At 33.4% G+C, this 18,748-nt stretch carries 18 protein-coding genes and 1 riboswitch; of the genes, 13 read left to right on the top strand and 5 right to left on the bottom strand.

Annotated features, from left to right (window positions below):
• Positions 1 to 5: 5 nt before the first annotated feature.
• The 4 genes from N7659_RS05175 to N7659_RS05160 form a co-directional block, all read right to left on the bottom strand.
• The gene (locus N7659_RS05175) at positions 6 to 1,145 is read right to left on the bottom strand and encodes an ABC transporter ATP-binding protein (protein ID WP_263276149.1); all 1,140 of its coding nucleotides are present in this window, start codon (positions 1,143 to 1,145) and stop codon (positions 6 to 8) included.
• Positions 1,146 to 1,178: 33 nt separating this feature from the next.
• Positions 1,179 to 2,015 (bottom strand): sugar ABC transporter permease, encoded by an 837-nt coding sequence (locus tag N7659_RS05170; protein ID WP_263276148.1) that lies wholly within the window; start codon positions 2,013 to 2,015, stop codon positions 1,179 to 1,181.
• Entirely contained in the window at positions 2,015 to 3,376 is a 1,362-nt protein-coding gene (locus N7659_RS05165; protein ID WP_263276147.1) for a carbohydrate ABC transporter permease, read from the bottom strand. The genes N7659_RS05170 and N7659_RS05165 overlap by 1 nt, the downstream gene beginning before the upstream one ends.
• A 135-nt stretch (positions 3,377 to 3,511) precedes the next feature.
• Positions 3,512 to 4,762, bottom strand: a complete 1,251-nt coding sequence (locus tag N7659_RS05160) for an extracellular solute-binding protein (RefSeq protein ID WP_263276146.1) — start codon at positions 4,760 to 4,762, stop codon at positions 3,512 to 3,514.
• A gap of 262 nt (positions 4,763 to 5,024) precedes the next feature.
• On the opposite strand from N7659_RS05160, the gene N7659_RS05155 reads away from it, so the two are divergent.
• The 12 genes from N7659_RS05155 to N7659_RS05100 all read left to right on the top strand — a co-directional run bounded on the left by N7659_RS05155 (position 5,025) and on the right by N7659_RS05100 (position 17,549).
• Entirely contained in the window at positions 5,025 to 6,044 is a 1,020-nt protein-coding gene (locus tag N7659_RS05155; RefSeq protein WP_263276145.1) for a LacI family DNA-binding transcriptional regulator, read from the top strand.
• A gap of 109 nt (positions 6,045 to 6,153) precedes the next feature.
• Positions 6,154 to 7,671, top strand: a complete 1,518-nt coding sequence (malQ, locus tag N7659_RS05150) for a 4-alpha-glucanotransferase (RefSeq protein WP_263276144.1) — start codon at positions 6,154 to 6,156, stop codon at positions 7,669 to 7,671.
• Positions 7,655 to 9,913 (top strand): glycogen/starch/alpha-glucan family phosphorylase, encoded by a 2,259-nt coding sequence (gene glgP, locus N7659_RS05145; protein ID WP_263276143.1) that lies wholly within the window; start codon positions 7,655 to 7,657, stop codon positions 9,911 to 9,913. The genes malQ and glgP overlap by 17 nt, the downstream gene beginning before the upstream one ends.
• A 168-nt stretch (positions 9,914 to 10,081) precedes the next feature.
• Positions 10,082 to 10,636, top strand: a complete 555-nt coding sequence (locus N7659_RS05140) for a GNAT family N-acetyltransferase (protein ID WP_263276142.1) — start codon at positions 10,082 to 10,084, stop codon at positions 10,634 to 10,636.
• Positions 10,629 to 11,912 carry a CBS-HotDog domain-containing transcription factor SpxR gene (gene spxR, locus N7659_RS05135; protein ID WP_263276141.1) on the top strand — a complete coding sequence of 428 codons (1,284 nt, stop codon included), beginning with the start codon at positions 10,629 to 10,631 and terminating at the stop codon, positions 11,910 to 11,912. Before N7659_RS05140 ends, spxR begins: the two co-directional genes overlap by 8 nt.
• A gap of 18 nt (positions 11,913 to 11,930) precedes the next feature.
• Positions 11,931 to 12,791 carry a methionyl aminopeptidase gene (locus N7659_RS05130; protein WP_263276140.1) on the top strand — a complete coding sequence of 287 codons (861 nt, stop codon included), beginning with the start codon at positions 11,931 to 11,933 and terminating at the stop codon, positions 12,789 to 12,791.
• Positions 12,792 to 12,807: 16 nt separating this feature from the next.
• Positions 12,808 to 13,719, top strand: a complete 912-nt coding sequence (locus tag N7659_RS05125; RefSeq protein ID WP_263276139.1) for a YihY/virulence factor BrkB family protein — start codon at positions 12,808 to 12,810, stop codon at positions 13,717 to 13,719.
• Positions 13,720 to 13,828: 109 nt separating this feature from the next.
• Positions 13,829 to 14,728: an ABC transporter ATP-binding protein gene (locus N7659_RS05120; RefSeq protein WP_263276138.1), complete on the top strand. Its 900-nt coding sequence runs from the start codon at positions 13,829 to 13,831 to the stop codon at positions 14,726 to 14,728.
• Positions 14,715 to 15,455, top strand: coding sequence for an ABC transporter permease (locus N7659_RS05115; protein ID WP_263276137.1), 741 nt, complete (start codon positions 14,715 to 14,717; stop codon positions 15,453 to 15,455). Before N7659_RS05120 ends, N7659_RS05115 begins: the two co-directional genes overlap by 14 nt.
• A complete protein-coding gene (locus N7659_RS05110; RefSeq protein ID WP_263276136.1) occupies positions 15,456 to 16,544 on the top strand; it encodes a sensor histidine kinase in 1,089 nt (362 codons plus the stop codon).
• Complete coding sequence (locus tag N7659_RS05105) at positions 16,541 to 17,137, top strand: response regulator transcription factor (protein WP_263276135.1); 597 nt, start codon at positions 16,541 to 16,543, stop codon at positions 17,135 to 17,137. Before N7659_RS05110 ends, N7659_RS05105 begins: the two co-directional genes overlap by 4 nt.
• A gap of 25 nt (positions 17,138 to 17,162) precedes the next feature.
• Entirely contained in the window at positions 17,163 to 17,549 is a 387-nt protein-coding gene (locus N7659_RS05100; protein WP_263276134.1) for a YbgA family protein, read from the top strand.
• A gap of 20 nt (positions 17,550 to 17,569) precedes the next feature.
• Here N7659_RS05100 and N7659_RS05095 read toward each other — a convergent pair whose 3' ends face one another.
• Positions 17,570 to 18,022, bottom strand: a complete 453-nt coding sequence (locus N7659_RS05095) for a GtrA family protein (protein ID WP_263276133.1) — start codon at positions 18,020 to 18,022, stop codon at positions 17,570 to 17,572.
• Positions 18,023 to 18,137: 115 nt separating this feature from the next.
• Positions 18,138 to 18,234: riboswitch (PreQ1 riboswitch) on the top strand.
• Here N7659_RS05095 and N7659_RS05090 point away from each other — a divergent pair.
• The gene (locus N7659_RS05090; protein ID WP_263276132.1) at positions 18,232 to 18,741 is read left to right on the top strand and encodes a QueT transporter family protein; all 510 of its coding nucleotides are present in this window, start codon (positions 18,232 to 18,234) and stop codon (positions 18,739 to 18,741) included. It overlaps the preceding riboswitch by 3 nt.
• Positions 18,742 to 18,748: the final 7 nt, after the last annotated feature.

The raw sequence follows: 18,748 nt of genomic DNA, 5'->3' as shown, positions 1-18,748 counted from the left end.
TTTTTTTAATTGAGTTGTATACGTTCTTTTGATTCCATATCAAAGAAATGACCTTTAGCCACGTTAAATGTAAGATTAACATTTTCACCAGGTTGATGGAAATCTCTAGCATCTACACGTGCTGCAAACTCGGTTTGTCCAAGTTTGACATAGAGCATGGTTTCACTACCTAATAATTCTGAGACTAAAACTTCAGCTGTCACATTGGCATTTGGATAAGTTTCATGAACAATTTGATTGCTTGAAATATCTTCAGGACGAATTCCAAAAATAAGTGGTTTATTAAGGTATCCTTTTGCTTCTAGGGCTTTTCTTTGTCCCTCAGGAATGGCTACTCGAACTCCTTCAGAATCAACAAGTTCTTCACCTTCAATTTTAACATTAAAGAAATTCATTGAAGGGCTACCAATAAAGCCAGCAACAAACTGATTGGCAGGGTAGCTGTAGAGTTCTTGAGGTGTACCGATTTGTTCCACACGTCCAATTGTTCCAGTCCCATCAGGATTTTTAGTGGCACTCATAATAACAATGCGATCAGCAAGTGTCATTGCTTCTGTTTGGTCATGGGTGACATAGATAGTTGTTGCGCCAATACGTCTGTGAATTTTTGCAATTTCAGCACGCATAGAAACACGTAATTTAGCATCTAGGTTAGAAAGAGGTTCATCCATTAAGAAAACTTTAGCGTCACGAACAATGGCACGCCCCATAGCAACGCGTTGACGTTGTCCCCCAGAAAGATCTGCTGGTTTACGGTCAAGAAATTCGGTTAAACCGATTGCTTCAGCTGCTTCACGCACACGTTTGTCAATATCATCTTTTTTGTATTTGCGCAGTTTAAGACCAAAAGCCATATTTTCATAGACTGTCATATGGGGGTACAAAGCATAGTTTTGAAAAACCATAGCAATATCACGATCTTTAGGAGCGGCATCATTCATGAGTTCATCATCAATATAAAGCTCGCCCTTTGTAATGTCTTCTAAACCAGCAATCATACGAAGAGTTGTTGATTTTCCACATCCTGAAGGACCGACAAAGACGATAAATTCCTTATCTTTAATATCGAGATTGAAATTCTCAACAGAATAGTGCTTACTATTGGGATATTTTTTGTAGATATTATTTAATTTTACTGTTGTCATAACAATTTTTTCCTCACTATTTTATTTAGCTTCTTACTTAACAGAACCACCAGTTATACCTTCAACATAGTATTTTTGCATAAACATGAAGAGAAGGGTTATTGGAATGGCTATAAGAACAGAACCAGCTGTAAAGGCCATGAACCATTCATTAATGGTATCTGGTTGTAACATTGAAAACAGACCAATAGCAACGGTATATTTACTTGTTGCATCGCCTAAGATAACTTGTGCAAAGATAAAGTCAATCCAAGGCCCCATAAATGCTAGTAGTGCAGTATAAACGATAATTGGTTTTGATAGGGGAAGGGTAATTTTAAAGAAAATATCCATTCTTGTTGCCCCATCAATCATAGCAGACTCATCAAGAGAATATGGGATAGTATCAAAAAATCCTTTGGCAATGTAGAATGTAAGAGCTGCTCCAGCTGAGTAAACCAGAATTAATGATGTTAAGGTTTGTGTTAAACCAAGGGCCTTTAAAATATAGTAGACAGCAATCATACTCATAAAACCTGGGAACATATTAAGAATAAGAGCCAGTTTTAAAAAGTTATTTCTAAATTTGAATTTAATTCGACTAAGTGAGTATGCCATGGCTACTGTGATAAAGGTTGAAAGAACACAGGTTGCAGAAGCAACAAACAAGGTATTTAAGAACCAACGTCCAAATGGGAAGGAACTATTTGTAAATAGTTTGATGTAATTATCTAGAGTAAAAGTTTTTGGAATGAAGTAGGTGACATAGGCAGTCCCTTCACCACGAAAACTAGTGAGAACAACCCAGATAATCGGAAACAACCAAATAATTGATAGAATAATTAGTGTGATATACACCATGGTTAGACGGAGTTGTTTTTTATTTTTCATTATTTAGCCACTCCTTCCTTGTAAGATGCTGTTCTTGTGTAAGCTAATAAGCTAAAAATAGCTGATATTGTAAAGATTAAAATCCCTACAACAGATGCTAAGTTATAATCAGCAGCTGTGACAGTTAATTTATATAGCCAGGTTACCAAGAGATCTGTACTTCCTGCTTGATAGAACTGTGAATTAGTTGGACCACCACCTGTAAGTAGGTAGATAACATTAAAGTTATTAATATTACCAACAAATTGTTGAATGAGCGTTGGTGTCATAATTAACAAAATTTGTGGGAAAGTAATTGATTTAAAGACTTGAAACTTACTTGCGCCATCAATCTCTGCTGCTTCAATTTGTTCACTAGGCAGATTCATGATGATTCCAGTTGCAATTAACATGGTAAAGGGAATCCCTACCCACATATTAACAAAGATAATTGAAAACTTAGCCCAAAGTGGATCTGATAAGAAAGGAAGTCCTTCACGAATCAATCCCAAATTTTTCAATAAAGAATTTAGAGGACCAACATCGTTTAGTAAGTTTCTCATGATTAAAAGAGAGATAAATTGTGGGACAGCAATTGTTATAACAAAAATAGTCCGCCACATCTTCTTTAATTTTAATCCTTTAGTACTGATTAATAATGCTAAAACCACTCCAAAGAAAAAGTTAGTAGCAGTGGCAAAAACAGCCCAAATCAGTGTCCAAGAAAGAACAGGGAAGAAAGTACCAGCCATTCGACCACTAAAGACATTACCGAAGTTGGTAAAACCTACCCAGTCAAAGAGTGATTTTGGTGGTAAATGGTTGTGATCGAAATTGGTAAAAGCAATCGTAATCATATAAATAAGTGGTAAGATTGTAAAAAGTAAAACACCTATTAATGGTACCGCCATCAAAGTCATGTGGAAACGACCATTAGCTAGTGTTGCAAAATCTTCTTTAAAAGAAGGAATCTTTTGACCATTCTTTTTCAAAAGATAGATATTTCTGGCACTTTTTAGATTTGACCAATAAATATAGGCAAAAAAGAGACAAAAGATAAGTGATGCTAAACCAAAAATTAGCATTAACATGGAATTATCACCGTCAACGGCTACTTGCAGAGTAATACCATCGACTTCTTGAGTCGTCATGCCTTGTGTCTGTGTTCCCAGTGTGATTAAACCACTTAAAGCAGGAATAACTTGAACAAAAAAAGCAATGAAAAATAAAATTTCACTCAGTAAAAATAGCAATCCTTTGATAAACTGTTTATTAGCAAGGTTGGCAAATCCCATAATCAAAAAAGAGAGTTTAATGTCAATGCCGCCTTCTTTAAATGCTTGAGGGACAGAAACGTTCTCATATGTGATAGCTTTAGCCATAGAAAGACTCCTTTATAATAATAATCAGAAACTCTGCTAGTTAAACTTGCCTATTGAAAAGCTTAATTAGCAGAGGTTCTTTCTAAACAAAAGAAGTGAGGAGAAGTTTTCTCCTCACTTGTTACGTGTCATGAATTATTCTGTAGCAGCAAGATCTTTATCAAATTGTTGAAGTTTTGATAAGTAGTCACTTTCTGGGATTTTACCATTATATGTATCACTAAGAATAGCAGCACTTTCAGTCCAGAAGGTACCCATTTGGCTCAACTTAGGCATAACAACTGTGTAATCAGTTGATGAGCCCATTGTGATAACAGCTTGTGCTAGATCATGATTTTGAACAACATCAGAAGCTTGAACTTCTTTATTTGCTGGGATAATAGTACGAGTTTCAAATTGATTTGCTTGGCTTTCGGCATTAGTTAAGTATGAAGCTAATTGGTAGCTTGCAGCAATACGTTTAGCATCACCTTTAGCTGGTGCTTGGTTTACAGCATAAAGCTTAACACCCAAGAATGCTTTTTGTTGAACTTCTTGTCCACCAATATTAATTTTTGGATAAACAGCAATACCTAGATTATCAGCACCAATAGCATCTTGTGCTGCTTGGTAGTTCCAAGGACCAGTTTCAATAGCTGCAACAGTACCTTCACCAAATGATGACATGACGTTACTTGCATCTAAGTTTACAAATCCAGAATTATTGTTTTGATCAGCAATCCATTTAAGAACAGAAACACCAGCTTCATTTCCCCAGTTAGTTCCGGCAACATCCTCACCATTTTCACCGAATAAAGTATCACCGACTGACATAAACAATGGAGCGGTTGCATAAGCATTCATTTGTTTAAAGGTTTCACCAAATGTTGCTTTTGAAGTAATGGTTTCATATGACTTAACATCTTCTTCAGATAATTTTTCTTTGTTGTAGAAAAGTACTTGAGATTCAATACCAAATGGGAAGGCATATGTTTTACCATTATATTGTGCACCAGCAATGGCTTGATCAGTTGCAGTAGCTGCAATTTCATCAGCGTACTCTGAAGGAATTTCTTGGATAACACCAGATTCAACTAATTGACCTAGTTGGTCATGAGGAAGTGAGAAGACATCAGCAGCAGTACTTGCATCTTTTTTGATTTTTTCTTGTGCTTTAGGATCTTCTGATTCGATGACTTGAACTTTATAGCCTGAATCTTTTTCAAACTGAGCAACAATATCTTTATAAGAGTCTTTTGAGTCAGTTGGTACCCATAGTTTAATCGTTTTGTCATCTGATGATGAAGCCGCTTCTTCTTTTTTATCATTAGATCCGCAAGCGACTAATAAAGTACTAGCAAGTGTTAAACTTGCACCACTAATTAATAATTTTTGCCATTTTTTCATAGCGTGTTTCCTCCCTGGAACATGAAATAAATTTAATTACAACCTTATTATGCAACCGTTTGCAGAAATTGTCAAGTGTTTTTGCTCATTTTTTTAAAAATTTTTTTCTTATATAATTTTTATTAGAAAAAGTTAATATTATTATTAAAAATTTAATAATCTAAATCTTTTTTCATAACAAGTGTTAGCTTGTTTTAAATAGAAATGTGTTGTAGAATAGAAAATATTATTAATATATTATTTGCAAGGGAGGTGGCAACAGATGGTTACTATAAAAGATGTTGCCAAAAAAGCGGGTGTCAATCCATCGACAGTGAGTCGTGTTTTAAAAAATAGTCAATCGATATCACTAAAAACCAAAGAAAAAGTTAAAAAAGCAATGGATGACTTAGGCTATGTTCCTAATTTTGCTGCCCAAATGTTAGCAAGTGGTCTTACACAGTGTGTTGGTGTTATTTTACCACCTTTAACGAGCTCTGATCGCATTAGTCAACCTTTTTTCATGGAAATTTTAACAACTATCAATGATGAAGCAAAAAAGAAAGATTTTACAGTTTCAATTGCAACAGGTGACTCATTTGAAAGTTTAAGAGATCAAGCCACATTAATGTATCGTCAAAAAAGAGTAGACGGTTTTATTGTTTTGTATTCCGAAAAGAATGATCCGGTCACACTTTATCTCAATCAAAATAATATTCCCTTTGTTATTATTGGCTCACAAGAATCAACAGAAAACGCAGTGACTTATATTGATAATGATAATCAATTAATGGCAAAAACGGCAGTTGATTATCTTTATGAAAAAGGTCATAAAAATATTTTGTTTATTACGGATGATGAAAAAGCAAAGGTTAATTCTGAGCGCTATCTTGGCTATACTTTAAGAACAAAATCTTTAAAAATAAAAAATTATGGCAGTATTTTATTCGATCGCCACAATCCCTTGTCACTAGATAATGTTATTGCCAAAATAAAAGATGAAAATATTACAGCCTTAATTGTTATAGATGATATGTTGTCAGTACGTGTTATTCAATTTTTATCTTTTTACAATATTAAAGTACCAGATCAAATCTCCATTATTTCTTTTAACAATTCTGCTTACTCTAAAATTATCCATCCTTATTTAACCACCTTTGATATCAATATTAAACAACTTGGGAAATCAAGTCTATTAGGACTTTTAGATAAATTGCATCATCATAAAACTAGTTATCAAAAAGAGACAGTTCCTTTTTACTTAAAAGAAAGAGAAAGTGTGCGAAATCTCTATAAATTGTAAGAAAGACTTATTCTTTCTTCTTTTTTTTGAAAATTTTTGAAAAAGCTTGACCTATGCAACCGTTTGCGTTATAATCTCATTAGCAATAAATAAAATCGAGGTAAAAGCTATGGATAAACGAGCAAGTGGTGTTTTAATGCACATTACATCTTTACCAGGTCAATTTGGAATTGGTACTTTTGGCAAAGAAGCGTATGACTTTGTCGATTTTTTAGTTGAAACAAAACAAACCTATTGGCAAATTTTGCCTTTGACTACAACGAGTTTTGGTGATTCTCCTTATCAATCTTTTTCTGCCATGGCTGGTAATACTCATCTTATTGACTTTGCTTTGTTGGAACAAGATGGTATTTTGCAAAAAAAAGATTATGAATCTGTTGTTTTTTCAAATAATGAAGAAGCTGTTGATTATAATCTTTTATTTGCTACAAGACGACCAATTCTTGAAAAGGCAGTTGAACAGTTTTTAACCATTTATGACTTGACACAAGACTATGCTCGTTTTGAGTCAGATAATCATTCTTGGTTAACAAATTTTGCTGAATTTATGGCTCTTAAAGAGCATTTTGATAATAAAGCTCTTCCTTTATGGGATGATCAAAAAGCCATCGAACGCGATGAAGAAACTTTAGCTCACTATCGTCAACTCCTTGCTAAAGAAATTCATTACCACAAGGTATGTCAATACTTTTTCTTTAGTCAATGGCAGAAATTAAAAGCTTATGCTAATCAAAGAAATATTTCTATTATTGGTGATATGCCAATATATGTTTCCGCTGATAGTGTTGAAGTATGGACCATGCCAGAGCTCTTTAAATTAGATGATAATAGAAATCCTCTTTTTGTTGCAGGTGTTCCAGCGGATGATTTCAGCTCAGAAGGTCAACTTTGGGGTAATCCCATTTATGCTTGGGAAAATCATGCTAAAACAGGCTATGCTTGGTGGATTGAGCGGATTAGAGAAAGTTTTAAACTATATGATTTTCTAAGAATTGACCACTTTAAAGGTTTTTCTGATTATTGGGAAATTGATGGTAAAGCAGCTATCGCAAGATATGGTAGTTGGCAACCTGGACCAGGGATTGATTTATTTAAAGCAGTTAAAGAGGCTCTAGGTGAATTACCAATTATCGCAGAAGATTTGGGTAATATAGATGAGAAGGCTAGACAATTATTACAAGAAGCTAATTTTCCAGGAATGAAGGTCTTAGAATTTGGTTTTTATGATATTGAAGGAAAAAGTATTGATAGTCCTCATCGTTGTATTCCAAATAGTGTCGCTTATACAGGAACCCATGATAATGAGGTTATCAATGGTTGGTACGATAATCTTAGCTCTGAGCAAAAAGATTATTTTGATGCCTATAGTAATCGTAAACCAATTGAGCCAGTTAGTCAGGCTATGCTTCGAGTCCTTTTTGCAACTTCAAGCAATACTGTTATAGCTACCATGCAAGATATTTTAGATAAAGATGCAGAATCTCGGATGAATATGCCGTCAACTGTTGGAGGAAATTGGCAATGGCGTATGAAAAAGGAAGATTTAACGCAAGATAAGAAAGACTTTTTAATTAAAATCACAACATTATATCAAAGAGGGAATGAAAAAAATGACTTATTTAACTAACTATGTTTTAGAAAAAACGAAAAAGCCATTAAAAGAGTTAACTAATGAAGAAATCTATGTTCAATTACTCGACTATGTCAAAGAAGAAGCAGCAAAAAAAGAGAAAAATCAATCAAAACGCAAAGTTTATTATATTTCTGCTGAGTTTCTGATTGGAAAATTATTGTCAAATAATTTAATTAACTTAGGAATTTATAAAGATATTAAAGAAGAGTTGGCACTTGCTGGTAAATCCATTAGTCAAATTGAAGATGTTGAACCAGAACCATCACTTGGAAATGGTGGCTTAGGAAGACTTGCCTCATGTTTTGTTGACTCTATGTCAACATTATCTTTAAATGGTGAGGGTGTTGGTCTAAATTACCATTGTGGTCTCTTTAGACAGGTGTTTAGAGATAACCAACAAGAAGCTGAACCTAATTTTTGGATTGAAAATGATAGTTGGTTGCAACCAACGGATATTAGTTATGAAGTTCCATTTAAAAAGTTTACCCTTAAATCAAAACTAGATCGTATTGACGTTTTAGGTTATCAAAAAGAGACCAAAAATTATCTCAATTTATTTGATATTGAATCAGTTGATTATGGTTTAATCAAAGAAGGGATTTCCTTTGATAAAAGTGATATTAAAAAGAACTTAACTCTCTTTCTTTATCCTGATGATTCAGATAAAACAGGTGAATTACTTCGTATTTATCAACAGTATTTCATGGTTTCTAATGCCGCTCAACTTTTAATTGATGAAGCCATTGAAAGAGGAAGTAATCTTCATGATTTGGCGGACTATGCTTATGTTCAAATCAATGACACACATCCATCACTTGTTATTCCTGAATTGATTCGCTTATTAACAGAAAAACATGGTCTTTCATTTGAAGAGTCGGTTGCTATCGTTAAAAACATGATGGGTTATACCAACCACACCATCTTAGCAGAAGCCTTGGAAAAATGGCCGCTTGATTATCTAGAAGAAGTGGTACCACATCTTGTTACTATCATTCGTCAGTTGGATGAGCTTGTTAAAAGAGACTACTCAAACCCTTCTGTTCACATTATTGATGACTCAGGACGTGTTCATATGGCACATATGGATATTCACTACTCAAACAGTGTTAATGGGGTTGCAGCACTCCACACAGAAATCTTGAAAAACAGTGAATTAAAAGATTTCTATGAGTTATATCCTGAGAAATTCAACAATAAAACTAATGGAATTACCTTTAGACGCTGGTTAGAATTTGCTAACCAAGATTTAGCTGATTATCTTAAAGAATTAATTGGCGATGGCTATCTAGAGGATGCTACTCAACTTGAAAAATTATTGGATTTTGCTGATGATATCAACGTTCATCAAAAATTAGCTGAGATTAAATTTAATAATAAATTGGCTTTGAAAAACTATCTTAAAGATAATAAGGGCATTGATTTAGACGAAAACTCCATTATTGATACTCAAATCAAACGATTCCATGAATACAAACGTCAACAAATGAATGCTTTATATGTTATTCATAAATATCTAGATATTAAAAAAGGTAACCTACCAAAACGTAAGATTACAATTATTTTTGGAGGTAAAGCTGCTCCAGCTTACACCATAGCACAAGACATTATTCACTTAATTCTCAGTTTGTCTGAACTAATCAATAATGATCCAGAAGTAAATCTATACCTTAATATTCATTTAGTAGAAAACTATAATGTGACGGTTGCTGAAAAATTAATTCCAGCTTCGGATATTTCTGAACAAATTTCACTAGCTTCTAAGGAGGCTTCAGGTACTGGTAACATGAAATTCATGCTAAACGGTGCCTTAACCCTTGGAACAATGGATGGCGCTAATGTTGAAATTGCTGAATTAGCTGGAATGGATAATATTTATACCTTTGGTAAAGATAGCGACACTATTATCGACCTTTATGCTACTTCTGGCTATCATGCTCATGAGTACTATCAAGATGATGTCATTAAAGAAGCTGTTGATTTTATTGTTAGTGAAGCGTTACTTTCTTTTGGTAATAAAGAGCGCTTAGAAAGACTTCATCATGAACTTATCACTAAAGATTGGTTTATGACCTTAATTGATTTAAAAGAATATATTGCTATCAAAGAAAAAGTTTTCTTAGACTATGAAAATCAAGATAGCTGGCTTAAAAAAGTGATTCACAACATTGCTAAAGCTGGATTCTTCTCTTCAGATAGAACGATTCAACAATATAATGATGAGATTTGGCATAGCTAATCCTAATTAAGTTCATTTCATTTTCTTAATTCCCATCGCTTCTCAGTGGTGGGAATTTTCTATTATGATGTTTTTATTTTGTTGAAAGGTGTCATAAAAACAAGGAATTCCTTACAGTGCCTATATTTCATCGTTGACTAGTATGTAAAAAAACTGTATGATAACCTTATGGATATTTGGACAAATTTGGGACGATATTCTTATATTGACACTAGTCAATTACTGCTTAGACCTTTTCGTTTTAGTGATAGTCAGGCATTTTTTGCTATTGCTAGAGTTAGTGGTAATCTCTCTTTTGATTCACCTAGTATTAAAACGAAAGAGGAAAGCGATTATCTAATGGTTCACTCCTTTATGAAAGCTCCTCTTGGCAACTGGGCAATTGAAGAAAAAAAGAGTCAAACTTTAATTGGTGCTATTCGTTTTGAAAAAATTGATTTTTATAATAAAGAGGTTGAAATTTCTTATTTTATTCATAAAGACTTTTGGTCACAAGGATATGCAACAAACGCCTTAAAATCTATTGTCGCTCTTGCGATTAATGATCTTCGCTTCAAACGTTTAGTGATTATAACACACTTAGAAAACACGGCTAGTCAAAAAGTCGCTCAAAAAGCTGGCTTTAAAAAGGTCAAACAGTATCGAGGAAGTGATCGCTATACACATCAAACTAGAGAGTATCTCCTTTTTGCATTAAGAAAAAGTGGTTATTATTATGAGTAAACATCTAGACATTTTAAAGTATTTAGAGAATTTGCCAGTTGGAAAAAAAGTTAGTGTTAGAAGTATCTCTAACCGGTTAAAAGTCAGTGACGGAACCGCTTATCGGGCTATTAAAGAAGCTGAAAATAGAGGTTTGGTAGAAACTAAACCAAGAAGCGGCACTGTTAGAATTGGCTCTAAGCCCAACCAACTACTAAATAAATTAACCTATGCTGAAATTGCAAGAATCAGTGATTCTGAAATCCTAGCTGGTCATTCTGGCTTGGGTCACGAATTTAGCAAGTTTTCTATTGGGGCAATGACGCGGGAAAATATTACAAAATATCTGGTTAAAGGGGGCCTACTAATTGTTGGTGATCGTAAGGATATCCAATTATTAGCGCTTGAAAACAACAATGCTATTTTGGTTACGGGAGGTTTTCCTGTTGCTGAAGAGGTTATTGACACCTCAAATCAGTTGGGCATCCCAGTTATGGTAACGCCTTTTGATACCTTTAGTGTTGCAACGATGATTAATAAAGCTCTAGCCAATGCTCGCATCAAGACAGATGTAAAAACAGTTGATCAAATCTATCACTTCAAGAGTGATTATGGTTTTTTGAAACTGAGTGACACTATCAAAGACTACATTAATTTAGTCAAAAAGCACAATTATCTACGTTTTCCAGTCATTGATGATAAAGGATTGGTTGTAGGAGTTGTTAGCATGCGTGACATCACTGGTAAAAAAGGCAGTATTGGTGTTGAAAAAGTCATGACTAAAAATCCGGTACTTACAAAACCTAATGTCAGTTTGGCACATATCAGTCAGCAAATGATATTTGAAGATTATGATATGTTACCAGTTGTCTCAGATGATAGGAGCTTACTTGGGGTTGTGACGAGACGAAAGGTAATGGAGAGTATTCAAGATGACAAACAAGGTCAACTCTACACTTATAGTGAACAAATACTTTCCAACCTAAAAAAAGATGGTAATTTTTTTAGTTTCATGGTTGAACCTGTCATGATAGATGTAACAGGCAATTTATCACATGGTGTGTTAGTCGAGATCATTAAAGAGATTACACTACGAATCCTAAAAGAAAGAAAAAGTAGGAATATTATCATTGAACAAATAATGATTTATTTTCTTCAAGCTGTTCAAGTGGAAGACAAATTAAAAATTGTTCCAAGAATTATTACAGAAGGTCGTCGTGGTAGTGTTCTAGATTTTGAAGTTCAACTACAAAATCGGAGTGTTGCCAAAGCTATTGTTAGTACAAAAATGATTTAGAAAAGAGAAAAACAAAGAATGATTACATTAAAATCACAAAGAGAAATAGATGCTATGGATCGTGCTGGTGACTTTTTAGCCAGTATTCACATTGGTTTAAGAGATATTATTAAACCAGGTGTTGATATGTGGGAAGTAGAAGAATATGTGAGAAGACGTTGCAAAGAAAGTAACGTTCTTCCACTTCAAATTGGTGTTGATGGTCAAGTCATGGACTATCCTTATGCCACTTGTTGTGCTTTAAATGATGAAGTAGCCCATTCCTTCCCAAGACACTATATCTTAAAAGAAGGTGACTTATTAAATGTTGATATGGTACTGAGTGAACCACTTGATAAAGCTGTTCTTGATGTGTCTAAGTTAGATTTTGATAATGTTTCTGAAATGAAAAAACACACCGATTCTTATCGTGGTGGTTTGGCTGATTCTTGTTGGGGTTATGCAGTTGGTAAGGTTTCAAAAGAAGTTGAACAACTGATGGCAGTGACTAAAGAAGCTATGTATCGAGGCATTGAAAAAGCTGTTATCGGCAACCGTATCGGTGATATTGGTGCAGCTGTTCAAGAATATGCTGAAAGCTTTGGTTATGGTGTTGTGAGAGATTTGGTGGGTCATGGCGTTGGACCAACTATGCATGAAGAACCTATGGTTCCTAATTATGGTGTTGCTGGTCGTGGGCTTCGTCTCAAAGAAGGGATGGTTCTAACAGTTGAACCTATGATTAATACTGGTACTTGGGAAATTGATACAGATCTCAAAACCGGTTGGGCCCATAAAACGATTGATGGAGGTCTTTCTTGTCAATATGAGCACCAATTTGTCATCACTAAGGATGGTCCACGTATTTTAACTAGTCAAGGAGAAGAGAGAACCTACTAAGCAAATGGGAGAAAAAGTGAAAAAATTAATCAGCAAATGGCAAAATAATGAGATTATTCAATCATTTTTAGTCCATTATAAAAATTCAGATATGGATTTATCAAGTATTGCTGTTGCCTATTATATGATGTTAACAGTTTTTCCATTTCTTGTTTTATTGGCTAATATTTTTCCTTATTTTAATATTGATACCTCATCGTTATTAGAATTTTTAAAGGATTATTTGCCAACACAGTTGTATGATAGTGTTGCAACCATCATAAAAAGTATTTTTGAGCGACCTTCATCAGGTCTTGTTTGGTTATCCTTATTAGCTGCTTTTTGGACGATTTCAAAAAGTTTAGTCTTTCTTCAAAAAGCCATGAACAAAGCTTATGATATGCAAGACCATCGTGATTTTATTGTTAGCCGACTTGTTGGTATATTTTCTAGCCTTGTTTTAATTATCTTTTTAATTATGGCGATCATTATTTCGACTTTTGGCAGTAGTTTATTGGCATTGTTATACCAACAACTACAATTTGGTCAAAATTTATACCAACTGTTAGATAGTTTAATCCAACCAATAACAGGACTTTTGTCTTTTATTACTTTAGCTTTTTTATATTATATTTTGCCTAATGTCAGAATTCAAAAAATTCGCTACGTGATTCCAGGAACAGTCTTTACCAGTCTTGTTTTTGTATTTTTTACTAATCTCATTGGAAATTATATTGGAAATACTATTCAAAACATGGAAAATCTTCGGATTTTAGGTTCAGTGGCTCTTTTTGCTATCATGTTTTGGTTCATCTTTTTTTCCAAAATTCTTATTATTGGTGGCATTATCAATGCTATTTATCAAAAACAGCAGGTCAAAACCTTTGAGGCAAGACGAGGAACCATTCTCTCTTTCATTCAATCACATTTTTCAAAAAATAAAAAATGACTCTAAGGAGTCTTTTTTTTATGACAAATGTCATATCAAGTCATGCTTTTTAGAACTTATTAAAATCATTATCAATTGATAAGATAGACTTATAGAAAGGATGATAATTATGAATAAAAAACCTGTATTAACCGTTAATCATCTGAAAAAACAATTCAAGGAAAAAGTCGTTTTAAATGATCTTTCTTTCGAGATATTTGAAGGTGATTGTCTAGCTTTAATTGGCCCAAATGGTGCTGGAAAAACAGTTTTAATGACTTGTCTTTTAGGGGACTATAAAGCAAGTGCAGGGGACATAGACGTTTTAGGTTACTCACCAAGTGATCATCGTCTTAAAAAGAGAGTTGGCATCTTATTTCAAGACAATCTTATCCAAGATAAGATGACCGTTCAAGAATTAATTGATTTTCAAAGAGCTCTCTATCCTAACCCTTTAAACGAAAAAGAAATAGACGATTTACTGGCTTTTAAACCAAAACAAAAACAGCAGTTTGCAAATAAACTATCTGGTGGACAAAGACGACTCTTAGATTTTGTCTTAACCTTGATTGGTCAACCTGATATTATTTTTCTTGATGAACCAACTACCGCAATGGACACATCAACTAGAAAACGTTTTTGGGAAATTATCAATCACTTAAAAACTTCAGGAAAAACAATTATTTACTCTTCTCATTATATTGAAGAAGTAGAACACACAGCAGATCGCATCTTGGTTTTGCATGAAGGCAAATTACTTAAAGACACAACACCTTATTTGTTAAGAAGCGAAGAAAAAAGCAAGCACTTTGTTCTTCCTAAAAAATATCTTGATAGCATTGATCAGACCATTATTAGTGAATTGTTGATCAAAACGGATACCATTTCATTTATGACTAAAAAACCATCTGTCATTTGGCAATTACTAGAAGAGACTAATTGTCCGATTGAAGATATTGAAATGACTAATAGAACCTTACTAGACAGCATTTTTGATAGTAGAAAGGATGCTTATCATGACCATATTTAAGGCACTTTTAAAAAAAGAATATTTGCAAGCAAAAAGAACGATTTCTAGTTTTATTTTAGGCATTGGCATGCCCATAGCTTTCTTTCTCATCTTCTCATCAATTTGGATGGGAGAATTACCAAAAGACATTCAACCTTTGGTCATTCGACAATACATGATGTCTATGACAGCTTTTTCAAGCATTAGCTTTGCTCTTTTTACCTTCCCTTTTTCGATTCAAGAAGATCGTAATAGTCACTACGTCAAACATTTGAGTCACTCTCCAGTTTCCATCTGGCAATATTTTTTGGCCAAAATCATACGGATTCTTGTCAGCTTTTTACTTGCTATTATTTTCGTTTTTCTTAGTGGGCGTTTTGTGCAAGATGTCTCAATGCCAATTAATGATTGGTTAAATTCAGGCTTATTATTATTTTTTGGTGCCATTTGCTTTATGCCTTTAGGTATTTTGTTGAGTTTTATCAAATCATCAGAAACTCTAAGTGTTTTAGGTAATATCTTATACATGGGATTAGCTATTTTGGGTGGCTTATGGATGCCAGTAGAAACTTTCCCAAGCTGGTTACAAACTATTGCTAAGTTTACACCAACATATCACTATAACAATTTGCTGATTAGCTATTTCGAAAAGAATTTTTCAACGGAATCTCTTATCATTTTACTTTTTTATGCTATAGTAATAATAGTTATTAGTATCTTTGTTAAGAAAAAAGTTGAGGTTAATTAATTGAATTCTATCAAAAATAGTTATCATTTGTTCTATTATGTTTCTTTGATTTTTCTTATTTATCCAATCATTGCAATTGTTAGTGGCTACTTGCCAATTTGGCACTTGGGTTTAATGATATTATTTGTTTTATCCTACCTATATCTAGTTATTAAAGGCTCAGAAAGATATCATGTTTTGACTTGGTTTTACATGCTAGGTTATACCGTTTTTATGTGTTATGCTTTTAACATTGGCATCATTTGGTATTTTTTCTATTCAAGTAATTTATTGATTTATCGTTTTCGAGATCCTATCAAACACTATCGTCCGATTAGTTTTATACTAGCCATTGGTTTTTTAGTAATCTATCAATTACTGTTTGGTAGCACGTCTGATGAAACTATATTCACCATTTTTGTTAGTCTCTTTATTCTCAGTTTTTACTTTATTAGTTTAAGAATTCAAAATGAAGAAAAGCAAAAGGCAGTGATTGAACAAAAAAATGCTTATATTAATGTCTTGATGGCTGAAAATGAACGAAATCGTATTGGGCGTGATTTGCATGACACTTTGGGTCATGTCTTTGCCATGATGACCATTAAATCTGAATTAGCACTCAAACAATTAGAAAAAGGTGAGACGGTGCTTGTTGAAAAAGAACTAAAAGAACTTCACCAAATGAGTAAAGAGTCAATGAGTGAGGTGAGAAGCATTATCAATAATCTCAAATTTAGAACAGTTATAGAGGAACTTGAAACGATTGAAAATCTCTTTGAGTTAGCCAATATCAAGTTAACTATTGACAATCAAATTAACCTAGACAATTTATCACCTGTTATCCAATCAACTCTAACAATGCTTATAAGAGAATTGGCAAACAATATCATTAAACACAGTAAAGCAAAGTCTAGCTGTATCCATTTGTATAGAAAAGATAGCATTATCTTAGTTGTTGAAGATGATGGTGTTGGCTTTTCAAGCTTGAAAGGTAACGAATTAGCTTCTGTTAAAGACCGTTTAAAATTAGTTAACGGTAGTCTTGATATTGTTTCATTACGCCAGCCTACACGCATTCAAATTGCTCTTAAAGAAGGAATCAAATCATGAAATTATTAGTTGCAGAAGACCAAGCCATGTTAAGAGATGCCCTTTGCCAATTACTATTAATGGAAGATGATGTCGATCTTATTTTGCAAGCTTCAAATGGTCAAGAAGCCATTGATATCTTATCAAAAGAAAGTGTAGACGTCGCTATTTTAGATATAGAAATGCCTTATAAAACAGGACTTGATGTTTTAGAGTGGGTGAGAAGTCATATTGATTTAAAAGTGATTATTCTGACAACTTTTAAACGAACAGGCTACTTTAAAAGAGCATTAGAAGCTCAGGTTGATGCCTTCGTTTTAAAAGACCGCTCTGCTAGTGAATTAATGGTAACGATTTATACGGTTTTAGCCGGAAAAAAAGAATACTCTCCAGAATTAGTGGAAGGTATGGCTTTTACCTCAAATCCCCTAAGTCAAAGAGAAATAGCTATTTTAGAATTAGTCGCTAAGGGCTGCTCGAACGAGGAAATTGCTCAATCCTTATTTCTTTCAAATGGTACTGTCAGAAATTATTTGACGTGTATTTTCAACAAATTATCTGCCAATAACCGCACCCAAGCTGTCCAAATAGCGCGTGAAAATGGCTGGCTATAATTCTTCATAAATGAGAGGAGTATTAATGACAAGCTATCATTTAAAAAAAGCTCAAAAAGAGTGGGCCTATCACAAATATTGGGTAATGGGACATTCTCAATATCACTATAATCAGATACGTCTCTTGTTTAAAGGTAATGACTGGTCAACTGAAAAAGAAAAGTCTTTTTTGACTTATCTTGATGAAGCAAAAAAAATAGCACCAACGAAAGAGACGCTAACAACTGCTTATCAACATATGTGGGGCTATTTTAAAAAGGAAGCGACAGTGACTGAAAAGACATCCTACAAAACCTACATTGAAAATGCTTTTTATTATCAAAAAGAATTAGAACAATTGATTAAAACTTTAGCCGAAAAATATGATAAACATTACATTTCCAAGTCAAAATTCTTTGACGAGGGTTTCTAAAAAACTAAACCAAAAGTAGTTTAGTTTTTTTTGTCTTTAAAAATGAAAAATTTACTTAAAAGGTAGTTTAATACTAAAATAGCAACTTGTGAAAAAATGGTCTCAATCAGATTAACCATTTTCAAGTCATTCTTAACAAATTGTCCGATGAGATTGGGATAGTTATCAACAAAAAGTAAGGCTAAAAAGCCATCCAATACTAGTGTTGAAATTCTAGCAAAAAAGAATTGGATTAAGCGTTTCAATCGTCCTTTTTGTACTTGCAAAAAAACATAGCGATCATTAACAAAAAAAGCAAATAAAATAGCGATAATGTTGGCTATGACGGCTGAGATAAGAGCTTGATTTATTTGTAGAAATAAAAGGGTTCGACTGACAAAATAAACAAGTGTTGTTAGGACGCCAAAAAAGAGATATTTGATTAGCTCTGTTGCCCAGAGTTTTTTTATAAAAGTAACTAGTTGTGATATCATACTATTATTTTACCAAAAGATTAGAAAATTAAATATCGTTTTAGTCTTATATTTAAAAAGAAAAGAAAGAGTTATCAAAAAATCATTTGTCATTGTCTTTATTTTTCCTAATAAACATGTTACAATGGTGAAGTTGTTTATCAACCCTTGGTGCTTATTTCCCTTTCACCAAGCATATTACACGTGGTTTAGCCACTAAAGGAGAAAAAATGAAATCATTAACAACTAAAGATTACCTACACATTTCAGTAGTCGCTGCTATTTACATTGTTCTAACCATTTTACCACCTCTAAATGCTATTAGTTTTGGCGCTTATCAGTTTAGAGTTTCAGAAATGCTAAACTTTCTAGGCTTCTACAATAAAAAATACATTATCGCAGTAACGATTGGTTGTATGATTTCAAATCTATACAGTTTTGGTGTGATAGATGTCTTTGTAGGTGGTTTATCAACCTTAATCTTTGTCACACTTGGCATCAAACTATTTAAAAAATATCAAAATGACTACTTGCTAAATGGCATAATATCGAAGGGTTTTCTTTATTTTTCTGTCTTTTTTGCAACTAGTATGATAACTATTGCTTTGGAGCTTCACTATTTATTTGGGGCACCATTTTGGCTCACATGGTTCACAACTGGTGTTGGAGAATTATTGTCTTTACTAGTTGGCGCTGTTATTATTGAAAAAATATCTAAAACTATTGACTTTACCAAATAAACGCTCT

Origin of the sequence: Streptococcus sp. CSL10205-OR2 (assembly GCF_025660655.1) — a bacterium.
In the GTDB taxonomy this organism is placed as follows: Bacteria; Bacillota; Bacilli; order Lactobacillales; family Streptococcaceae; genus Streptococcus.
This window is presented reverse-complemented; position numbering and strand designations above follow the sequence as displayed.